We start from the raw sequence: 20,912 nt of genomic DNA, 5'->3' as shown, positions 1-20,912 counted from the left end.
TATACTAAGATATTGGTTTTTTTTAATAATATAATGATATATCTTCAAAATGTGATATACTTATGATGAACGACTTCATATTTTTATCTTCCGTAGTCTTTCAATGGTAAAAAAAGACCGTCTTTTGGACAGTCTTTTTTATGAATGTTAATGGTAAATCAATTAGCTAGAGGGCCACTGAGCCTCATGTTTAGAGTTTCCGTAACCTATAATTTCGGCACTTACCACAAAACTGATCAGCATACTGTTATCATCTACCGCATCGAAATCTACTTCATGTTGGATCACATATCCGTTCTCCCAGTTCAGGGTAATCAGCGTTCCTTCTTCGTGAGATTTATTGAACGTAATCTCACCAGTTGTAGGCTTATATTTTCCGTTGAGTAAACTTTCTAAGATGTCTGATTTTTCAGTAGCTTCTACTGTCATTTTAATAAGAGCGTTTGACGGGTCTGAAGCGACTCTTCCTGATACGTCTGTAGATCTTGATACGCTATAGTTCAGCTTTAATAATTTCTGACCTTCACCTCCGTTGAATTTTAAGATTCCTCTTGAATTGCCTGCCATATTTGTAAATTTTAATCGTTAATAATATTTTGTGATTCAGTGATTGTGTAACAAAGATAAATCCGTTATTCATTTCCTGAAAATTTTCAAATGCAATTTTTATTTTTTGTCGTATTTCTACGATCAGCTGTCGTAATTCTACGACTATAGATTTAACGCATACTTAAAAACTCTCTATTTATCGACATTTAAGTTATGCTAGCAATGGACACAGCTGTCAAGTATTTAACACCATATTGAGAAATATTGTAATTGATATCTGCTTTTTTAACAATCCCGGTATGGGTATAAAGTGTATAGGTTCCTATATAATTAATTATGTTTTGAGGTTCTTCACTTTTGAGATTCTGTAATAAAGTAATCTCTTCCGAATAATTAATATCCTCTACTTTCTGATTCACCGTTACGGGTATATTTTCATGCGTGATGAAATGTTCATAGGAAGTTTTGCCATTTTTAAAGGTATTCCTCAACGGAGAAAAGTACATTCTGATGAAAGTATCTTCTTTCATTCTTTCGTTGAAGAGTGTTTTATTCAGAATGGCATACTCAAATTCTTCGATATACAATGCGGCATACTGATCCGAAAAAAGATCTGTCAATCTTTCTTTAATATGCTTAAAATTATCCTCTACTTCCTTTGTCAAAGCTATTTTTAAAACTTTCCCCCGGGAGTTGGTAATAACCTCTATAGGATTTAATGACTGGATACATTCGGTAGCAAGGTCTCCCATTTTACCTCCATTTTCGCTACGGAAGTTATTTTTGGAGAGGTGAAAAACATGCTGTTCATCTTCTCTGCGCATCCATTGCACGGTAACGTCAAAGGAAGTTTCATTGTTTTTCACAATGCCGTTTGTTTCGTTTCCTTCCGTAATGCTAACCTGATATTTCTGATGTAGATTTTCGGGATTGAACTTCAATTCGGGATTCAGTTCCTTTCTTTTGAAAGGAGCGTCATTCCGGCTGTTATATTCTTTAATTTTAACAATATCCGGAATCAGTAGCTTTTTTCCGGGTAATAGTTCATTGTCGATACGCTCTTCCCTTCCGCAACGCTCGTTATGGTATTCTTTCAGGTATTCCGCATTTTCCAGTTGTATTTCATCGGAAATACTTTGTAGTGTTTCACCGGGAAGGATAAAATGAATGATCATATTTTTTTCAGCCTGTATTTATTCTTTGGCAAATTCCAGATATTTATCTTCACATTGGGTAAAGTGTTCGAATTCATTCATTGAATTCCCATAGTTTTGTATTGTCAATATATCATCTGCATATATTCCACCTATATTGCCCATTGTTATGTTTATTTCATTGGAGTCAGATTCTTTACTTATTTCAGCTTTTCCAGAACTTATTACTTTTTTTCCGTCATAAACTTTAAAGGTAGTGGTGCCTCCGGAATTTGAAATAACAATGGAAAATCTGCCATTTTCACAATTCCGGGCCACAAACCTGCCTTCAATGGTATTATTTTTCACGGAAGATCGGAGACTGGAGTTTTCAGTCTTAGGTGTTGAAACAGGCTGCTCTGTCTTTCCGGCAACAGAATCTTTTAAAGTATTTGCTGAAATTTTGTTGGGGGCTACCGCAGATGTTGTTGCGTTTTTTATCAACGAATTGTTTTCCTTTTTACATGCAAAGAAAAAAAGACCCGTTAATAATAGGCAACCTAAAATATTTTTCCTGATCATAAATTTTATTTTAAAGCAATTTAAATATTTCAAAAACAAAAGCTGAATAAGATAATCTACTCAGCTTTTATTTCAATACAAAGCGTCATTATTTACTTTTTATTATTTTTCCATCGGCAAGTATTTTATACTTTCCGGCATTCTTTTTTTTAAGAGTCTCATAATTAATTTCATATATATCCACTGTCATGTCTTCATTAACCTTAAACGACTCATACGTTTGATTCTCAGGCATCGCATATCCTACTGATTGGCTGGCAATAACCTTATTACCCATTACAGTAATCAATTCCTGTGAGCTGGAATCTCCATCGAAAAAAATGATATAGACTTTAAGGTCATTCTTAAAAGAAGAATTCAATTTGAATATTCTTTCCGGAGTTCCTTCCATTTGTGCTGATAACTTTCCCATAAGATCAGTGGATTCAGTCTCAGCTATTGACGGATATCTTTTGGAACAGTCTTCAGCGCTTTGTTGAATGCATAGAGAGGTGTATTCTTCAAAATCAAAAGGCAATGCCACAACAGGGCCGTTATCTGCAATCCGGATATTTTCTATTGAGGACGGTTCGTTGACAACTGCAATTTTCGGTGCATGGATATTCTCCGCCTTAAGCTGCTTTTTACAATAGATCAAGAAAGTAAAAAGTAATGCAGAAACCGTTATGGTGTATATAGTTTTCATTATTTATTTTATAAACGTTAAAAAGGGGAAGACTTTCATTTTATTTTCCCTGTAATGCTTTTAATCTTTTTTCAGCAGCTTTCAGAACTTTAACGTGTGCTTCATTTACAGTTTTTCCTTTCACTTTTTTCTGGGTATAATATACCAGATCACTGAAACCTGCCATCTTTTGGATCCCATACCAGTCTGCAGCAGAGAAATTATCATCCACTAATTCCAGAAATCTCGTATAGCCTTCAATTGCTTTCGCTTTATCTTTGGTACATCCTTTTTTGGTAAGATCCGGATCATGCCATAATCCCCATGCAAAGGAGCCTCTTTTATCATGATAGGCCTTACTTTCCTTGAACAGGAATTCATCTGTTTTCTTTTCATCTTTATCCTTACATGATGAATACAGGTTCTCGTAAGCTTTTTTAAAGTATTTCAACCGGTCATTATAACCATTAAACCCTCCATTAACAATTCTGGTAATATAAATCAAATCATTAGCATCGGCATTTTCATTCAGCTGTTTAAGATTCGTCCAATACCATCCCGCTGATCTTACGCTGTATGGAAGTTTTTCAAGCTTCATTTTGTTTTCCAGTGTTGAAGTAAAGTCCTGCCCTTCATATTTTCCGTAATTGGTATAATTCTCTTTTCCTGTTAATTGGATAAGCCCTCTTCCTTTAAATCCTCCATAGGCAGTATCTGCCACACCGAGCTCTTCGGTATAGTTAAAATTTCCTGATTCGTGGATCAGTTGGGCCAGAAAATGGGACTTTCTCAGACAGGTATCAATCTTATAGTCCGTCATGGTTTTATTCAATGCCTCAAGGTACTCTTTGGCTTTAGCCTTTGAAACCCCTGCAGCCACCAACACTTCTTCTGTAAGATCTTTTGAGCAATAACAGTTTCCGGATTTATTTTCAGGTGGTTTTTGTGCTTTGAAACTGCTCAGGCATTCACAAACTTTACCATACCCCAGTTCTTTTGCCAGCTGAACAATACTTTTTCCGTTAAGTTCGGTTAAACTTTTACAGAAATATTTATCCTCCAGATATTGGGAATTAAACTCACGGACATCCATGTGTATCCAGCTAAAGGTGTGATCAAACCTTACATTCCCTTTTTTATCATATAACAAATCAATAGGTTCAATAGAAAATTTATCTTTAGCCGGCCATTGATTCTGTGCTCCCAGGTATTTTATAAATATAGAATCTCTGATTTCCCTAAGCTCTTTTAAATTCTTTTTATCAGCTTTTCTTATGGCCCAGGTTCCTTTACTGAACTGCATATCGATGGCTTTACCCTGATGGTTTGTTGTAGTATAGTTTTTGAACCTGCAACGATAACCGGAACTAAACGAATCAAAAGAATATGTTTTCTGAAGGCTAAAATAAAATCTCAAGGCTTTGAACCCAAACAAAAGGGATCTATGAATTCCAGGATATTCATATTTATGATAGGCTTCATCTTTAGTATTGGATTTGTAGGTACCTTTTCCTGTGCTGTCTCCAAAACCTTTACAATTATTGGTTTCTTTTATCCCTCTCAATTTGCTCGTAGCTTGTTTTCCTTTTGTCTTGCAAGAGCACTTCAACTGTTCCCACCATCCGGCAGTGATATCAAATTTTGTGGAAAAATCATCAATTGCCCTTAGAACATTACCACAAATTTTTCCTGTTTCAGGCACTTTCATATAATCCTTCTGAAACTGCTTGATCATCTTCTCCGTTTTATCGGTAAATTCATCGGTAGGCACATTTCCTCCAAAGCCTGCAAGACGTATATTGATCTCCCGGATCAGTTCGCTTTTATCTCCTTTCTTGATACAATATTTTCCACCACAATCAACAGCATTTTCCTGATCATTTACCTTACTTTTAGCTTTTCCTTCAGGCTTTGGGGTAACAGGCTTTCTAAAAGGGTTTATGATTCCTTTTGATTCTAAATAATCCCAAAGTTCCTGTAGTTTATCTATCGCCTGATCCACATACCCTGTTTCTTTATTGGAAGGTGGCTTCTGTGCCGCTGGCGAACCTTTTGATTTGGATGGAGTACTTTTTGTAGGGGCTGGTGTCGGAGCCTTTGGAGCAGAAGGTCTGTGTTCCGGATTTTTCACATCTACATTTTCAGAACTGTGTTTCTTGTCCTTGTAATATTCTACGGTAACGTAAAATTCCAGCTCTTTAGGATCAACCTCCCCTGTAGCGGCTTTTTGTACTAATGCTTTTGTAAGCAGAAATTCCGCACTTGCGGTACCGTTAGTACCTACTGTTACCTCTTTTTTATCCACAAAAAGATTTTGAGCATTGTGTCCGCTGCCCCGGCTATCATCTTCCCAAAGTGTAAAAAGCAATTTTTCTCCTGCAAGGCTTACACATTGTGCTTTGGCTACCAGTTTTTCCATATAGCTGAATGTATTCCCTTTGGAATCATCCGCATAAAAAAGCTCTACTTTATTAATTTTAGGGATCTCGGTGGGCTGAGGATTGATCTCTATAGTTGTTGAATTTTTACCTTCCGCTTCATATAAATAAGCTTCCAATCGATAGGTATGTTTATGGGCAACTTCTCCAAAAGTAAAAGTCCCGTCACCCTTTTTTTTGATATTGGTAGTGGTAAAACTTCCGTTGGAACGTTTTTTAAACAATTCCCATGTTACCTGTGCCGGATCGCGATTTTCCTCCGGGGTCCCGGGATACCATTCAGTAACAGTATAGGTGGTTCTTTGCCCGACCTTCGGTGTTGAATTTCCTGATATTTTTAAAACTCCTTTTTTTGACATGACAACAAGTTTTAAAGATTAATAAGCATCTATTTCACTTTCTTCAACAGTTTCTTTGAAGTCATTCATTTTTACGAGAGGATTGATGTGCTGTACAGTTTTTGTATCTGCATTTTTCACATTTTGTTTACTCATCTCACCACGTTGTCCATGGTCCTTGATCGTAATTAATCCACCCACAGCACATTGAAGTTCAGAAGCTTCGGTAACGCATTTTTTATCCATTACCTTTACTTTATCATATGTCTTTTGCCATTTTCCGGCAGGAGCATATACACATGGCAGATACCCGCTTGAAGAAGGCCTGAGCTTACATTTTCCAAAGCTTGGACCAGAGGGATTAAACTGAAGATCGTCTTCCGTAACGGCTAAATAGTCCGGTTTCCCATCAGAATCATTCCAATAATGTTGCTGATGCGAAGTTACTTTATATTGAGGGAATTGGTCACCCTGATTGCACTGGGCCTTACCCTTCTGGATGACAAAGTGTTTGCCATCATGAGGTGATGATTGATTGGACATATTTTTATGATTTGGGTGATATAAAGATAAAAATTTTTCAATAAAAACATAAAAAGCAGAAATAAAATCCTGCTTTTTATCTTATATAACTATTTAATGTTTAGTATATTCCGGTTCTTCAACGGATAGCATTGTAGGCATAAAATATTCATTCAACCAATAAAAAGTCTGTCCGTTTTGCTGGATTTTTACTGCCGGATTGTTTCTGTGGGCAAGCATTCTGTCTGACAAATCTTTGTAATGACGGAAATAATTTCTCACCGTTTCATTGGTAACTATTTTAGATTTTTTCCAACCTTTAAGTTTGTATTTAGACATCAGTTCTTCATCTGAATTATCAAAGCCGGTACTCACTCCTACGGCATACGACATAGGTTGCTCATACAATTCTCCTTTATCCAAGAACTTGATAGTAGGATTGTACTTTTTCAGAAGCCTCATATATTCTTTTACCGCTCTGGACTGGCTGAAATCTGATCTTCCGGCTCCTGTTTTCTCATATACCTCAGTATAAAAAGCTTTAAGGTTATCATATTCGCCTTCTGAAATCAGAATTCCTTTTTCCAGGCCGGGCTGGAAATCTTTCAACTCTTTCGGAATATATCCTTTTACTAAGAACGGACTTCCGTAATTGATCAACTGTGCGGCAATTCCAGCCGGAACAGGATTGGTAAGACCCGGATACAGATATTTGTATTTCAAGTCTACATCGGTTCTTCCCGCTCCCACTGAAGAGTGAAAATAGTCGTTAAGAGATTTATCTAATGTCTCATTATCCAATGTTACCTGAGCAATCAGGCTGTCAACTGATTTTTTAAGGTATCCCGGAGTCGCAATATCCCCTTTTTTAGGGAAAATAACGAATCCCTGAGACATACTTTGTTTGGGATAGTCCAGAGAGAAGAAGCCTTCATCACCTTCTATCAGGTTAAAATTATTTTTTGTTAAAACATCATTCTGATTGATAATTTTCTGCTTTTTAAGCTCAGCAATGTTTTTAGCCGTATTGGTAACCACATTTTCCGCCATTAATACAAAATCATTGTATGTGTCTGATGATCTTGCGCTGGTCTGGAACATAATTAATCTTGCCTGTGCCTGTGTAAGGGAATTGATAACTCCGTACATATTTCCACTCTGATTAGCGGAAGTTCCTACCGTAACCACAATATTGGTTTCATCCGGAACATTTGCCAGAAGATTTCCTGCCGCGATCAACCCTTCATTCACCGGCTGGTAACCATTGTTGTTCGGACAATTCATTTCATTGGTTTTCTGATCAATAAACGTTGTAATTTTACTATAATCCGTACTTAAATTGGACACCGCCACATTATCACCACAGGAATTATTTTTGTATAAAACAACCCCGTATTTCACTGAATTGAAATATGAAGGTTTTTCAAACCTAAGTTGCAGATCCTGCAATAAAGATTTTACAATCGGTGCATAAGGTGCGTTCGGAGCACTGATATCTAAGGCAAATACGATATTTATTTTTTTGTTTCTCTCCGTGATTTCTCTGTATCGGTCAAAATAAATTGGTTCTCCCAACACATTGAAAACATAATTTTTGCTGTAGTCTAAAATATTCGTGAAATATTTTGTTTTGGAATCCGGAGTCGAAGTTTCCGTTAATGCTAAATTAACCGGGAAAATGTTTTCAAGAGGTGTTCTTTTATTGACATCAGTAAGAAGTATGGCCGTTCTGCCTTCTGCATCTGTTCCGCCCGGAGATCCCTCATGGATTCCCAATGCGGTTTCAGTAATGCCTGTTGAATTTTTCATTTTCACCGCAGAGCGCTCTCCCCATGCGGAAATCACATTGGAACTTACCCAGCCGTATAAGCCTGTATCAATACTATCTAAATCAATAGACGGTTTTTTCCCAACAAGAAACCGCTTATTATTTTCCGCGTGTTTGTAAACATAAACCATCTGCCCGTTCGGGATTTTTACATTGGCGGTTTCAATAAGACTTGGAGAATTGAAAACCATGATGGAATCATTCTTATAATATCTTTCAGCATTTCTGATCACATCGCTGTTACTTGGCACTACAGCTACTCTTACAGGATACCCGGTTTTTTCGTTTTTCAAAGAGTTATTCCAAAGAAGCAGATCGGATTCCGGGATCCATCCGTATGTTTTGATGGATTTGGAAGATACTTTTTTCATCAGGGCATCAGGAACGTATTCTGCTACTTTCACCATTCCGTCTCTGTGCTTTAAAACCATTAAAGGTTCTAAAAATTTAACTTCTTTGTATGATTTTTCGTCACTTTTATCAAGATAAGCCGTGTTTCTGGACCGGTCTGAAATAACGATCCATGGAACTGACTTTTTAGGAAAACCGTTGATAACAGGTGAATTATCAACCTGTCCGTATTGTGAAGGTTCCGGAGTTTTTTTGGAAGGCAGTTTTACCTGACAACCCGTTAATAGAACCGAAACGCCTATATAATATGCTGCTAGAGGAAGTTTATTTTTCATCCTATTTTATATTTTATGATTTGAGTGGTGGTCCGGAAGACCGGATAATTAATTATTTGCTCTGATTGATGTCAACTTTGGTTACACAATTCTGTGTATCATCAAAATTTACCTTTACAGTCTGGATGACATTATTTTTATCAAACTGAAGCCCTGCACAATACATGTAGAAGTTATTCACTTTACTGTCATTTACTTTTACTACCGTATTTTCGTTGTTACACAAGTAGGTTCTCAGCAAATAATTGTAATGGGTATTGAAGCTGTTGCCGTTGGCAATCTGCTGCAGGTGATATTTGAAATCGTTGTCGATCTTTTCATAAGCATCTTCCACAGATACTTCTTCCTGTTCTAAAGAATTATAAGCCGGAAGGATTTTAATGCGGTGTGTAATCGGCTCCATACTTTCGTCCGTAAACAGGGTCACCACATAATCACCCGGTTGTTTGTAGGAATAAATAGCCAGTTTTTCTTTAGAATCGGTATTTCCTGTCTCCCCGAATTTCCATGCGAATTGTTTGGCATCGGAAACAGCACGAAACTGAATGTTTTCAAACTGCATTCCCTGGGACTGCGCATCAATGGTTGTTTTAATTTTTGCAGTATCATTCGGTTTAGGAAGACTTCTTGCCGAAATCATTACGGGAAATGATTTAGAATATTTATTATCAATAGTAAGAGTTACCTGATAATATCCCGGCTTTTTATAAAAATGAATTCCTCTTTCTTTGTCAGAAATACTGCCATCCCCGAAATTCCATTTTTGGCTTTTCGCGAACTGTGTTTTGTTTTCAAATAGAAGAGTATCACCTACCGACAATGAAGAAGGATATACATTTCCTATAATATCATCCGCGGAATGGATCACTTTTTTCTGAAGCCACAATGCAATAAGTGCTGCAATAAGCAATGCTGCTATGACACCAATGATAATGTTCTTTTTGTTTTTTTGAAAATAATTCATAGTTAATAATTGTGATGTATTTTGTGTTTTGTAGTGATTGGATATGGATTTACTGGCTTCGTGCTTTCAGGGCGGTTTCCCGTTGGAAAAGCTGATTCTGCTTATCTTTAAATCCTATATGGCATTCTTCAACCTGTTTTTCAAACTCTTTGATATCCTCCGTTGTCGTCGAAATAATTTTCTTGTCTTCGAAGTACATTTTATAAAATTTAGCAATCTGTGGATAAGCTTCTTTTCTGATATCGCTTACATCATTGTTCTGATAATAGTTGGCCAGATCATTAATGCCATACATAATGTTATTTTCCACAAATGGCTGTGGCACTTCATCCGTAAGCTTTCCTATTTGTGTAAACGTACTGTCCTGTAAACGTTGGGTAAATTTCTGCTGCTGATCAAACTTGGCTTTCTGTTCCAGATTACGGATCGCTATAACATCTTCATCAGAAAATGGAGACTGGTATCCTTTCAGAAAAATAACTCCTAAAAATATAAGTGCTGCTAAAAGCATTAATATCAGGTAAAAGAACTGATAATGCTTTTCTTTTTTAGATAATGTAATGTGTCCTTGCATAACCTGTGTTTTTATCTTCTTCTCCTCCCTCCTGAAAACTTTCTGGTAGGATCTTCTCTCAATTCACTGTTCGCTCTTCCCACTTTGCCCATACATTCTTCCAGATCCCGGAGCACTCTCTGCTTTTGATAAGAAACATTAATAATCTGGTTTTTGAGGCTTAGCATCGGCTCTATCTGTTTCATCAGGACAGCATAATGCTTAAAGTTATCTATACTGTCTTTCCCCATAATATTCTTGGCATCCATTACGTTTTCCATAATGTAGTTTCTGAGAATAATTTCATTATCCACCTTGCTGATATCAAGCTGGTTCATTCTGTAATAAATACTGTCGACATGGGTTCTTAAGAGATCGCTACGGCTCAGCAACTCTCTGTAGGCTTCTGCTTCTTTGCTTATTCCCTCTCTTTGCGTGTCATAACTCTTGAAAAAGAACAAAACACAGCAGAAAGAGACCGCAGATAAAACGATAAAGGATAGAGCAAACTTCCAAATGCCCATCCTGACGTCTGATTGGTTTAACTTTTTCTCCCTATTCGAAGACATATTTTGTGATTTGTTTGGATCGTGAAATTATGAAAAAAAAATTTATGCACAAAAATTATATTTTTTTAGCACAAAAGCACTACGCAATTAATTAATTTAAGATTAATTTTCACTTTCATAAGTTTTTCATAAATTAGGCCTCTGAATTTTAAATATCAGTCACCAAATCGATATTAAAATGAGTAAATTATTAACTAATACTGTGCGGTTTTCCATAGCAGACAGTGATTTTTATTTTAAAAAAATCATGATTAAAACGCTTTTGGAAAGTCCGTTTTACATGCTTCTTAATGATTGTAACAACGGGCACGAGCTTGTGAACAGGATTTATAGAAGACAGGAAGACGTATTCATCGTCGAGCTGTTCATGCCGGTATTAAGCGGAATTGAAGCTATAAAATATATCCGCAAAAACAATAACGAAACGCCTATTATCACCTATTCCGGAACCTATCAGGAAGATATGGCAGAAATTCTCGCCAAGGTCCCAAACTTATATTACTGTGAGAAAAAAAGTAATATCATTAAAGATATCATCAAAGGAAAAGTAACATCCAATACTTTTGATTACGAATCTTATACCAAAGAATGGGAGCAACAGCCTTTGGCAGTACAGGAATATATGGAACGCCAGAAGAAAAGCCAAGAGGAATTATCTCCTACCGAAATACAGCTTATGAAATTCTGTTATGAAGGTTTCAGCAATAAGGAAATAGGGGAAAAACTCAACCTAAGCACCAGAACGATTGACACTTACATCAACAGGCTTACTGAAAAACTGGGACTGAAAACCAAGTTCCATCTTATCCGCTTTTGTGTGGAAAACGGTTACTATAATTCCAGCACTTAAATCTCATTTAAGATACCATTCACATATAGTAAACATAAAAACTTCAATCAATTACCAAAAAATATTTTGTCACTAATTTGCTAGTATTCAATTTTTTTAAGTAAATTTGCACACCTAAAATTTAAAATTAAAAAAGGAAATGACAAAGGCAGAATTGGTAAACACCATCTCAAATAAGTTGGGAACCGAAAAGAATGAAACACAGAAAGTTGTAGAAGCTTTTATGCAGGAGATCAGAACTTCTATGTACAATGGAGATAATGTTTATCTAAGAGGTTTTGGTTCTTTTATCATTAAAACAAGAGCTGCTAAAACGGGAAGAAATATCTCTAAGAACACTGCAATTGAAATCCCTGCACACAACATTCCTGCTTTCAAACCTTCAAAATCTTTTGTTGAGAAAGTAAAAACCAAAGTTGCAGTAAAATAACAACATTAACTGAATATTAACTAGTTACTAAAAATTAAAATTATGCCAAGCGGAAAGAAAAGAAAAAGACACAAGGTTGCAACTCACAAAAGAAAGAAAAGAAGAAGAGCAAACAGACATAAGAAAAAATAATCTCTTTTTTTCGAGATCTACAATATAATAATATAGTTGGTGATTTTAGTTTTTAAAAGTTCGCCGACTATATTTTTGTTTTACAACTATTAAGATTATACAGAAATAAAAGACTTTATATTCTTTTTTATATAGCATTTGCAGTTTTCCTTAGTAATTCTTAAATTGAAAACTGATTTATTTGAGAAAAACCCATGTCTATTTCCTACAATCTTAAACCATTTATCTTATAACAAAATGAAGAAAGAACTAATAGTTTCGCATGAAGATGTATTTACAAAGATTGCTTTGCTGGAAGACGGAAGACTATGTGAACTTCATGAGGAAGAAGACAAAAGTGATTTTATAGTTGGAGATTTGTTCATTGGAAGAGTAAAAAAACTGGCACCCAATCTTAATGCCGCATTCGTAAATATAGGCTATGATAAAGATGCTTTTCTGCATTATCAGGATCTCGGCCCACAATATCTTACGTACAGAAAGTTTTTAAAAGATACGATTTCTAAAAAACAAAATACTTCGAGCCTAAAGAACTTTGAAATACAACCGGAAATTGACAAAAACGGAACAGTAGACAAAGTAATCGCCAAAGATGACCTTGTCCTGCTTCAAATCACTAAAGAACCTATTTCCACAAAAGGACCGAGAATTTCAACACAAATTTCCTTAACCGGACGTTTTTTGGTCCTAATCCCTTTTGACAATAAGGTTTCCATTTCTAAAAAAGTGAGAAGCTCTGAAGAAAAAGAAAGACTGAGAACTCTAATTGAAAGCATCAAGCCCGAAGGATTCGGGGTCATCATCAGAACCGTTGCCGAAGGAAAAAAGGTAGCCGATCTTCACAATGACATGAACCAGCTGATCGAAAAATGGGAAACCACATTCAAAAACATACAGAGAAATAAGGTTCCGGCCAAAGTTTTAAGCGAAGAAGATAAAGCTTCCGCTATTTTAAGGGACAACTTCAATCAGGACTTTGTAAGCATTATATGCGACGATGAGCAAATGGTTCAAGAAATGAAGAGCTATCTGGAAATCATCGCACCTGAAAGAAAAAATATTGTCCAGTTTTACGATTCTCATATTCCTCTTCTGGAATATTATAATGTTGAAAAACAACTTAAGCAAAGTTTTGGAAAACACGTTAATATTCCAAGTTCAAAAGGTGCTTATCTTGTGATTGAACACACTGAAGCCCTACACGTTGTCGACGTTAATTCCGGAAATAATATTACCGTCGGAAATACTGCCAATAAGGAACATGCCTTAAAAGTAAATAAAATGGCAGCCACAGAAATCGCAAGGCAATTGCGTCTCCGTGATATGGGAGGGATTATCGTTATCGATTTTATTGATATGCCTAACCCGGATCACAGAAAAGATTTGTACGAACATCTGAAAGAAGAAATGAAGCGTGACAAAGCACGCCACAAGATTTTACCTCCGAGTAAATTCGGTCTGATCCAGATAACCAGACAAAGAAACCGTCCGGAAAAACAGATCGAAACCAAAGAAGAAAACCCGAATAAAGATGGAGAAATTGTAGCTCCGATCGTTATTGTGGAAAGAATGGAAGAAACCATCAGAAATATTATGCAGAAAGAAAAAGGAAAATTATATCTGCACGTGCATCCGTTCGTGGAGGCTTACCTTACCAAAGGAATCAAAAGTGTCCAGATGAAATGGTTCATGAAATATAAGAAATGGGTCACCATCATCCCAAGGGATTCTTTTAAATACTTAGAATACAGAATTTATAATTCCGATAAAGAAGAATTGACAGGATATTCTAATTAACAAAATACAAACCTCCGGCTTTCCGGAGGTTTTTTTTTATTTAAATTATTAAATTAGGGGGTACAAAACTTAAAAAGTAAAAGCACAACCATGAAAACACTGTTACCCATCATTTTCCTTCTGGTTACCAACATAATAGCAGCCCAAACCCAGAATGCCATCACGCTCTTCAATAAAAAACTCAACCAATTTCTTAACGTAAGGGATTTTTCTATTTCAGAAGATGGAAATGAGGCATTTTTTACCATACAAAGCCCCAATCAGGAGGTTTCTCAAATCGCTTATATCAAAAAAGAGAAAAATACATGGTCTGAACCTCAACTTTTGTCATTTAATAATACCTATTCTTATTTAGAACCATTTCTAACTAACAGTGGAAATCGTCTTTACTTTATTTCCGATCAACCTCTGGATACAAATAAAACCGAAAAAAAAGATTTTGATATCTGGTATGTCGAAAGGAAAAATAAAAATTCCGAATGGTCAAAACCGGTAAATATCGGTAAACCAGTAAACTCTGAAATGAATGAGTTCTACCCCACCATTGCAGATAACGGTAACCTATACTTCACCATGGAATCTCCCAAAGGATTGGGAAAGGATGATATTTATTTCTGTACATGGGAAAACCACACCTATTCTGAACCTCAACTCCTGGATGAAAATATAAACAGCAGCGGTTATGAATTCAATGCTTTTATTTCCAAAAAAGAAAACTTTATCCTTTTCACAAAATACAATGAAAAAGGAGGACAAGGAAGCGGTGATCTTTACATCGCAAGAAAGAATCCGGACGGAAAATGGCAGAAAGCGGAGAATTTAGGTATCCCCATCAATACAAAATATATGGAATACTGTCCGTTCTATGATGAAAGTAACCAAATCTTATATTTTACAAGCAGAAGAAATAATCTGGCTCCCAAAAGGTTTAAAAATATTTCAGAATTTCAAGAGTATGTAAATGATGGAGAAAACGGTTTAAGTAAAATTTACCAGGTACCCTTTAAAATAAAATAATAATAAAATCCGATGAAACGTTTATTACTGACATTAATAATCCCATTGACAATCATTTCATTATTTATCTTTACAAAATGGTGGTATGTATTGCCGGTGGATGCTCCGGATACTATGATGATGGGGTTTCCTTTACCTTATGTGTCTGATGGATGGCATACTTCAATGTCTCTGCAGATTTTTATTGCTGAATTTGTCGCAGACCTTCTTACACACCTTACATTCTGGTTTCTGATCATTTTCTGCATTCATAAATATGTCTTAGTAATCAATATTTCTAAAATTTTGATAATAATTCTGTGGGCAATCACTATTACAGTTTCATCTTTAGTTATTTTCGTTGCTGTGATGCCCGATCAGGTATTCAAATTCAGAAGAGACTGGGAGATGCAGGTTATAGATACAGGTTATAAATTCATTTGGCAAAATCGAGAGAGACCTGTAATTGGGAATGAAAAAATTCTGGAAGAAAATAATCGTAATAATAAAAATTAAAAATGAATAAAGAACATCACTATAAAACGACTATTCAATGGACAGGAAATAAAGGAACAGGAACCAATGGCTACCGTAATTATGAAAGAAGCCACACCATTTCTGTAGAAAACAAAGCGATCATCGAAGGATCTTCCGATCCCGCTTTTCGGGGGGACAAAACAAAGTATAACCCGGAAGAAATGCTTTTGGCCTCACTATCTTCGTGCCACATGCTGTGGTACCTGCATTTTTGTTCCAAGGAAGGCATTATAGTAACAGATTATAAAGACCATGCAACGGGAATCATGATGGAAACAGCAAATGGAAGCGGCCAATTTACAGAAGTAACTTTATATCCGGAAATTATTGTTACCGATGAATCAATGATAGAAAAAGCCAATAATCTCCACCATAAAGCTAATGAATTTTGTTTCATCGCCAACTCTGTTAACTTCCCTGTAAAACACAACCCTACCGTATCAGTAAAATAACTTCAAAAACAACACTAAAACAAACTGATATACTGATAATTATAACAAATAACTCTAAAAAAATATATGCTAAAATTCAACAACAAGAGAATTATTTAATATTATTCAATAAAACATAAAAAATATTATATTTATTTTTAATAAATTTCACATATTTTTAAATATTTCACTCAAATATCAAGTTTTTTTTATATTTTTATATAAATAAAACTAAACCGTGATGAAACCAAGATTAACTATTTTTGACGAACCGCTGTTGTATACAGAAGGTTTGTCAAAACTCCTTGAACAGAGTGAAATTTTTGCCAGCATTCAGATTTGTAATTGTCCGCAAGCTCTTTCTATACTTTTGAGCGAAGACCCACCGGAATATCTTATGATCAGCTCAAACATGTGGGTACTTACCGATATCTGCAAATATGTCGAAAAAATCACTCAAAAAAACAAAAACATAAAAATCATTATTATCGGGAACAATTATGATGTTATAGACATCAGAAGGCTTTTTAACAAGGGTATCAAAAGTTACCTGGATAAAAACAGCACCTATGATGAGTTTTTGAAATCCATACAGGCACTGCTATTAAATGAGATTTATATCTGTGACCATGCCAAAAACAGGATGATTAATTTCATTAGTAAGGATCAGAATCAGGAAAAACTGCACATCAAAGATCCGCTTACCAGGCGCGAAATGGAAATACTGAAGCTTATCTGCGACGGACTCAGCAGCAAAGATATTTCCGAAAAACTTTTCATTAGCATCAATACCGTAGAAACCCACCGCAAAAGAATTCTTTTAAAGTTAAACGTAAAAAATTCTGTAGGAGTCGTAAAGTATGCTATTGAAAATCATATTATTGATTAATACAATCATAACACATATCAGACACAAAAATTCCAAACCATTTCTGGTTTGGAATTTTGATTTGAGTATTTTTAATTCTGGCTTTATGTTATAAATACTTCATTTTTCAAGAATTCTCCTTATTTTTTATCCTCCTGTCCGTAATGCAGAACGGACAAGAAGATAAAAATTACAAGCTTAAGGAGTAAACTTTCATCATTTGTGTTTTTTGATAATTTTTTTCATCATTTGTATTTAAGAATATTCTCAAGATGTATCTGTATGATCCCATTACTCTAAAATCCGAATATCAGCACTTTGCAAATATTAATTCTGGAAATTGACTGTCAATTATGTATCGTGTCAACATCCCGGTACATCGGCTGCAATTTACGGGTAAAGAATGTAAAGGGTACCTACACTTCCTTTCGATATAAACATGGTATTAATTTTTTTATAAAGATACTGCATTACCCTACATCAGAAAACACATAAATCTGGTAAAATTATAAAATCACGGTTTCTAGGTATGTATTTCCAATGAAAAAGAAGAATACCGCTGCTTCCCGTTATTTATTTCAAAACCCGTATTTATAGTTAAACGCTAAACATGTTTTGCACATCCTGAATAGAAGGGTTAATTAATGTTAAGCCTCTTCATTTCTTCAAGATATATTCCTAAATTTGATGTATGGAAAATTTTGGAAAAGATTTATTGAGGAAAATTAAAAGTGCGGAATTACCCGGAGAAAATGCCCACGGCGTTTTTTCCCCTCCGTATCGTCCCGTATTTACCTACAACGAAGTTTTAGAAAGAAATCCAAAATTTGCGGCTGTAAATATCCTGATGTATCTGAAGAACAATGAATGGTATTTTCCCCTGATCCAGAGAACTGTAAACGAACACGACAGGCACAGCGGGCAAATATCTCTTCCGGGAGGAAAACGTGAAGAGATGGACCAGGATTTTGCGGAGACTGCTATTCGGGAGACTTCGGAAGAAATAGGGATTGACAAGCATTACGTGAGAATTATTCGGGAAATGTCTCCCATCTACATTCCGCCAAGTAATTTTTATGTGTACCCGTATATTTCATATACTAAAAAGAACCCGCTTTTCGTTTTGCAGCAAAGCGAAGCGGTGGAAACCATAGAATTCCCGGTGACTTCTTTTTTAGGCCTTCCGGATCAACCTGAAATCATGGCCTTGCCCAGTGCAGGTGGACATGAGGTTCCTGTAATTAATTTCAACGGATATATTATCTGGGGAGCTACAGCAATGATATTAAGCGAATTCAGTCAGTTGCTGAAAAATATGTAACTTTGCAGCACCGTGTTTAATTGAGAGATGGCGAAGAAGAATATTTTCACCGATGCATTCGGAACACCTTATTTTTTAAAAAGGTTCATTATTTTTATTTTAGGAGTTGTATCTTACAGAAGATTCAACGGCTTTAATAAACTGAAAATCACCGGTACTGAACACCTGGTGGATCTTCCTGATTCAAACGTATTGTTCGTTTCCAACCATCAGACCTATTTTGCAGACGTTGCAGCAATGTATCATGCATTCTGCGCCGTCAATAACGGATATTTAAATACAATTAAAAACCCGATCTATCTGCTTAACCCAAAAATAGACTTCTATTACGTTGCCGCAGAAGAAACCATGAATAAGGGCATTCTTCCCAAAATCTTCAAAATTGCAGGTGCCGTAACGGTAAAAAGAACCTGGAGAGCTGAAGGTAAGAACGTCAACAGAATGGTGGATATGAGTGAGGTGGATAATATTATGAAGGCCTTAGACAATGGCTGGGTAGCTACTTTCCCTCAGGGTACTACATCAGCTTTTGCGCAAGGAAGAAGAGGAACGGCCAAACTGGTCAAAAATCAACGCCCTATCGTAATCCCTATTAAAATTAACGGATTCCGAAGAGCGTTCGATAAAAAAGGGCTCCGGGTAAAGGTGACAGGCGTAAAACCTACCATGGAATTCAAAGCTCCTCTTGAGATCGACTACGACAAAGAAAACGCACATGAAATTTTATTGAAAATCATGACTGCCATAGAGCAGACAGAAGATTTCAATGTATTACACAGTTATGATGAAGAACTTAAAGCTAAAAAATTAGAACAAAAGGATTCAGATAATTAAAGTAAAAATAATATGAAAAGAATAATAGGGATCTTATTCACAATCATAGTATTAGTTTCATGTAACAGTCAAAAAGTATATTCGGATTTTGATATCAGTTATTCCAGAAACGGAGGTTATGCACCGATATATGAGAATTTACTGATCAAAGATCACAACGCCCACTACTCTTTTGAAGGACAGGGAAAAAAGTTTAAGCAGGATTTTAAGATTTCGGAGGAAGACTTAAAAAAGCTTAACAAAACGCTTTCCCAAAATAATTTTAGAAGTATACAGGAAGACAGAAAGAAATTATATGACAACATTACTACTTCTATCAATATAAAAAAAGGGCCTAATGAAGGAAGTAAAACAGATGCAAGTTTGATCATGCCGAATTATACAACCAACTGGAACAATATTATGAATGCTTTCCAGGAGATCATTAATAACAATGTTAAAAAACAGTAAATAAGTTGAAAACCCACTTCATTGCTATTGGCGGAAGCGCCATGCATAACCTTGCGATTGCATTAAAAGATAAAGGATATCAGGTGACAGGCTCAGATGATGCCATTTTTGAACCTTCCAGATCAAGACTTGAGAAAAAAGGAATTTTACCTCAGGAAATGGGTTGGTTCCCGGAAAAGATCACTTCCGATATCGATGCTGTTATTCTCGGAATGCATGCCCATCAGGATAATCCTGAACTGGCCAAAGCAAAAGAATTGGGGCTGAAAATATATTCGTATCCGGAATTCCTTTACGAACAGTCTAAAAATAAAACCCGCGTGGTAATCGCCGGTTCCCATGGTAAAACAACCATCACCTCAATGATTCTTCATGTTCTGAACTTTCATCAGAAAGAGGTGGATTTCATGGTGGGTGCACAGTTGGAAGGCTTCGACTGCATGGTAAAATTGACCCAGGACAACGATTTTATGGTATTGGAAGGTGATGAGTACCTTTCCTCTCCTATTGACCTGCGCTCTAAATTTTTATTATACCAACCGAATATCGCTTTAATGAGCGGAATTGCATGGGATCACATCAATGTTTTCAAAACATTTGACGACTATGTGGAACAGTTCAGAAGATTTGTAGCGAGCATTACTCCGGGAGGTGTTTTGGTATACAACGAAGAAGATGCGGAAGTAGTGAAGGTGGTAGAAGGTGCTGAAAATTATTTCAGAAAAATCCCTTACAAAACTCCCGAATATGAAATCAGTAACGGAAAAGTATATCTAAAAACCGAAATGGGAGATGTTCCGCTTTCCGTTTTTGGAGCCCACAACTTATTGAACATGGAAGGAGCAAGACACATTTGCCGGCAACTGGGAATTATGGACGAAGATTTCTATGAAGCGATCATGAGTTTCAAAGGAGCTTCCAAACGCCTTGAAAAAGTGGAAAGAGAAGATAAAGGAACACTTTACAAAGATTTCGCCCATGCTCCAAGTAAGGTAAAGGCTACCGTAAAAGCTTTCCAGGAACAATTCAACAATGAAAAGAAATATGGTTTCCTTGAACTTCACACCTATTCAAGCCTGAATCCTGTTTTCTTAGAGCAATATGATCATGCAATGGACGGACTGGATGAAGCCGTGGTTTTCTATTCGGAAGATGCTCTAAAGATCAAAAGAATGGAACCTATTTCGCCCGAACTTATCAAAGAAAAATTTAAAAATGATAATCTGAAAGTTTTTACCAATGCGGAAGAGCTTCATGCGTATTGGGATACTTTAGATAAAACCAATGGAGTTTATTTAATGATGAGCTCAGGAAATTTCGGAGGTCTTGATTTAACAAAATAACTTATTATTTTGTCATTCTGAACGAAGCAAAGTGAAGTGAAAAATCTTAAAAATAAAAAGCTGTCTCTATTTGAAACAGCTTTTCTTTTTTTATTAA

The 20,912-nt window shown here is 35.8% G+C and carries 21 protein-coding genes; 11 read left to right on the top strand and 10 right to left on the bottom strand.

The features are described 5' to 3' along the window. Positions 1–162: 162 nt before the first annotated feature. From tssD to tssO (BCF58_RS07445), 10 genes are all read right to left on the bottom strand, one after another. Positions 163–567: a type VI secretion system tube protein TssD gene (tssD, locus tag BCF58_RS07490; protein WP_121461197.1), complete on the bottom strand. Its 405-nt coding sequence runs from the start codon at positions 565–567 to the stop codon at positions 163–165. 188 nt (positions 568–755) lie between these two features. Beyond that, positions 756–1,724, bottom strand: coding sequence for a hypothetical protein (locus BCF58_RS07485; protein ID WP_121461196.1), 969 nt, complete (start codon positions 1,722–1,724; stop codon positions 756–758). 18 nt (positions 1,725–1,742) lie between these two features. Next, positions 1,743–2,264, bottom strand: a complete 522-nt coding sequence (locus BCF58_RS07480; RefSeq protein WP_121461195.1) for a hypothetical protein — start codon at positions 2,262–2,264, stop codon at positions 1,743–1,745. Positions 2,265–2,352: 88 nt separating this feature from the next. Continuing rightward, entirely contained in the window at positions 2,353–2,949 is a 597-nt protein-coding gene (locus BCF58_RS07475) for a hypothetical protein (RefSeq protein WP_121461194.1), read from the bottom strand. A gap of 40 nt (positions 2,950–2,989) precedes the next feature. Beyond that, positions 2,990–5,725, bottom strand: coding sequence for a hypothetical protein (locus tag BCF58_RS07470; RefSeq protein WP_121461193.1), 2,736 nt, complete (start codon positions 5,723–5,725; stop codon positions 2,990–2,992). Positions 5,726–5,743: 18 nt separating this feature from the next. Continuing rightward, positions 5,744–6,247: a DUF4280 domain-containing protein gene (locus BCF58_RS07465; protein ID WP_121461192.1), complete on the bottom strand. Its 504-nt coding sequence runs from the start codon at positions 6,245–6,247 to the stop codon at positions 5,744–5,746. Between the two features lie 93 nt (positions 6,248–6,340). Continuing rightward, positions 6,341–8,740, bottom strand: a complete 2,400-nt coding sequence (gene tssR, locus BCF58_RS07460; protein ID WP_121461191.1) for a type VI secretion system protein TssR domain-containing protein — start codon at positions 8,738–8,740, stop codon at positions 6,341–6,343. Positions 8,741–8,792: 52 nt separating this feature from the next. After that, positions 8,793–9,704 (bottom strand): PKD domain-containing protein, encoded by a 912-nt coding sequence (locus BCF58_RS07455; protein WP_121461190.1) that lies wholly within the window; start codon positions 9,702–9,704, stop codon positions 8,793–8,795. Between the two features lie 49 nt (positions 9,705–9,753). Further along, positions 9,754–10,278, bottom strand: a complete 525-nt coding sequence (gene tssO / locus BCF58_RS07450) for a type VI secretion system TssO (protein WP_121461189.1) — start codon at positions 10,276–10,278, stop codon at positions 9,754–9,756. Positions 10,279–10,289: 11 nt separating this feature from the next. Further along, a complete protein-coding gene (gene tssO, locus BCF58_RS07445; protein ID WP_121461188.1) occupies positions 10,290–10,826 on the bottom strand; it encodes a type VI secretion system TssO in 537 nt (178 codons plus the stop codon). A 178-nt stretch (positions 10,827–11,004) separates the two neighbouring features. Here tssO (BCF58_RS07445) and BCF58_RS07440 point away from each other — a divergent pair, with 178 nt between their 5' ends. From BCF58_RS07440 to BCF58_RS07390, 11 genes are all read left to right on the top strand, one after another. Further along, positions 11,005–11,676, top strand: a complete 672-nt coding sequence (locus BCF58_RS07440) for a response regulator transcription factor (RefSeq protein ID WP_121461187.1) — start codon at positions 11,005–11,007, stop codon at positions 11,674–11,676. Positions 11,677–11,815: 139 nt separating this feature from the next. After that, entirely contained in the window at positions 11,816–12,106 is a 291-nt protein-coding gene (locus tag BCF58_RS07435) for an HU family DNA-binding protein (RefSeq protein WP_002984212.1), read from the top strand. A 369-nt stretch (positions 12,107–12,475) separates the two neighbouring features. After that, positions 12,476–14,035, top strand: a complete 1,560-nt coding sequence (locus BCF58_RS07430) for an Rne/Rng family ribonuclease (RefSeq protein WP_121461994.1) — start codon at positions 12,476–12,478, stop codon at positions 14,033–14,035. Between the two features lie 90 nt (positions 14,036–14,125). Next, positions 14,126–15,052, top strand: a complete 927-nt coding sequence (locus BCF58_RS07425; protein WP_121461186.1) for a PD40 domain-containing protein — start codon at positions 14,126–14,128, stop codon at positions 15,050–15,052. A gap of 12 nt (positions 15,053–15,064) precedes the next feature. Next, positions 15,065–15,547 carry a hypothetical protein gene (locus tag BCF58_RS07420; RefSeq protein ID WP_121461185.1) on the top strand — a complete coding sequence of 161 codons (483 nt, stop codon included), beginning with the start codon at positions 15,065–15,067 and terminating at the stop codon, positions 15,545–15,547. Positions 15,548–15,549: 2 nt separating this feature from the next. After that, a complete protein-coding gene (locus BCF58_RS07415) occupies positions 15,550–16,020 on the top strand; it encodes an OsmC family protein (protein WP_121461184.1) in 471 nt (156 codons plus the stop codon). 220 nt (positions 16,021–16,240) lie between these two features. Next, positions 16,241–16,888, top strand: a complete 648-nt coding sequence (locus BCF58_RS07410) for a response regulator transcription factor (RefSeq protein WP_121461183.1) — start codon at positions 16,241–16,243, stop codon at positions 16,886–16,888. Between the two features lie 670 nt (positions 16,889–17,558). Then, positions 17,559–18,188, top strand: coding sequence for an NUDIX hydrolase (locus tag BCF58_RS07405; protein ID WP_121461182.1), 630 nt, complete (start codon positions 17,559–17,561; stop codon positions 18,186–18,188). Between the two features lie 27 nt (positions 18,189–18,215). Then, positions 18,216–19,022, top strand: a complete 807-nt coding sequence (locus BCF58_RS07400; protein ID WP_121461181.1) for a lysophospholipid acyltransferase family protein — start codon at positions 18,216–18,218, stop codon at positions 19,020–19,022. 12 nt (positions 19,023–19,034) lie between these two features. Further along, on the top strand, positions 19,035–19,472 hold the full coding sequence (locus BCF58_RS07395; RefSeq protein WP_121461180.1) for a hypothetical protein: 438 nt from the start codon (positions 19,035–19,037) through the stop codon (positions 19,470–19,472). Between the two features lie 5 nt (positions 19,473–19,477). After that, positions 19,478–20,815: a UDP-N-acetylmuramate--L-alanine ligase gene (locus BCF58_RS07390; protein WP_121461179.1), complete on the top strand. Its 1,338-nt coding sequence runs from the start codon at positions 19,478–19,480 to the stop codon at positions 20,813–20,815. Positions 20,816–20,912 lie beyond the last annotated feature (97 nt).

The organism is Chryseobacterium defluvii (genome assembly GCF_003634775.1).
GTDB classification, from domain to species: Bacteria; Bacteroidota; Bacteroidia; order Flavobacteriales; family Weeksellaceae; genus Chryseobacterium; species Chryseobacterium defluvii.
Note: the sequence above shows the minus strand (reverse complement) of the source record. Positions and strands in the feature narration are given on the sequence as shown.

Bases quoted from the DNA above. Each gene is read 5' to 3' on its own strand.
- tssD (WP_121461197.1), bottom strand. From the start codon at position 567: ATGGCAGGCAATTCAAGAGGAATCTTAAAATTCAACGGAGGTGAAGGT.
- BCF58_RS07485 (WP_121461196.1), bottom strand. From the start codon at position 1,724: ATGATCATTCATTTTATCCTTCCCGGTGAAACACTACAAAGTATTTCC.
- BCF58_RS07480 (WP_121461195.1), bottom strand. From the start codon at position 2,264: ATGATCAGGAAAAATATTTTAGGTTGCCTATTATTAACGGGTCTTTTT.
- BCF58_RS07475 (WP_121461194.1), bottom strand. From the start codon at position 2,949: ATGAAAACTATATACACCATAACGGTTTCTGCATTACTTTTTACTTTC.
- BCF58_RS07470 (WP_121461193.1), bottom strand. From the start codon at position 5,725: ATGTCAAAAAAAGGAGTTTTAAAAATATCAGGAAATTCAACACCGAAG.
- BCF58_RS07465 (WP_121461192.1), bottom strand. From the start codon at position 6,247: ATGTCCAATCAATCATCACCTCATGATGGCAAACACTTTGTCATCCAG.
- tssR (WP_121461191.1), bottom strand. From the start codon at position 8,740: ATGAAAAATAAACTTCCTCTAGCAGCATATTATATAGGCGTTTCGGTT.
- BCF58_RS07455 (WP_121461190.1), bottom strand. From the start codon at position 9,704: ATGAATTATTTTCAAAAAAACAAAAAGAACATTATCATTGGTGTCATA.
- tssO (WP_121461189.1), bottom strand. From the start codon at position 10,278: ATGCAAGGACACATTACATTATCTAAAAAAGAAAAGCATTATCAGTTC.
- tssO (WP_121461188.1), bottom strand. From the start codon at position 10,826: ATGTCTTCGAATAGGGAGAAAAAGTTAAACCAATCAGACGTCAGGATG.
- BCF58_RS07440 (WP_121461187.1), top strand. From the start codon at position 11,005: ATGAGTAAATTATTAACTAATACTGTGCGGTTTTCCATAGCAGACAGT.
- BCF58_RS07435 (WP_002984212.1), top strand. From the start codon at position 11,816: ATGACAAAGGCAGAATTGGTAAACACCATCTCAAATAAGTTGGGAACC.
- BCF58_RS07430 (WP_121461994.1), top strand. From the start codon at position 12,476: ATGAAGAAAGAACTAATAGTTTCGCATGAAGATGTATTTACAAAGATT.
- BCF58_RS07425 (WP_121461186.1), top strand. From the start codon at position 14,126: ATGAAAACACTGTTACCCATCATTTTCCTTCTGGTTACCAACATAATA.
- BCF58_RS07420 (WP_121461185.1), top strand. From the start codon at position 15,065: ATGAAACGTTTATTACTGACATTAATAATCCCATTGACAATCATTTCA.
- BCF58_RS07415 (WP_121461184.1), top strand. From the start codon at position 15,550: ATGAATAAAGAACATCACTATAAAACGACTATTCAATGGACAGGAAAT.
- BCF58_RS07410 (WP_121461183.1), top strand. From the start codon at position 16,241: ATGAAACCAAGATTAACTATTTTTGACGAACCGCTGTTGTATACAGAA.
- BCF58_RS07405 (WP_121461182.1), top strand. From the start codon at position 17,559: ATGGAAAATTTTGGAAAAGATTTATTGAGGAAAATTAAAAGTGCGGAA.
- BCF58_RS07400 (WP_121461181.1), top strand. From the start codon at position 18,216: ATGGCGAAGAAGAATATTTTCACCGATGCATTCGGAACACCTTATTTT.
- BCF58_RS07395 (WP_121461180.1), top strand. From the start codon at position 19,035: ATGAAAAGAATAATAGGGATCTTATTCACAATCATAGTATTAGTTTCA.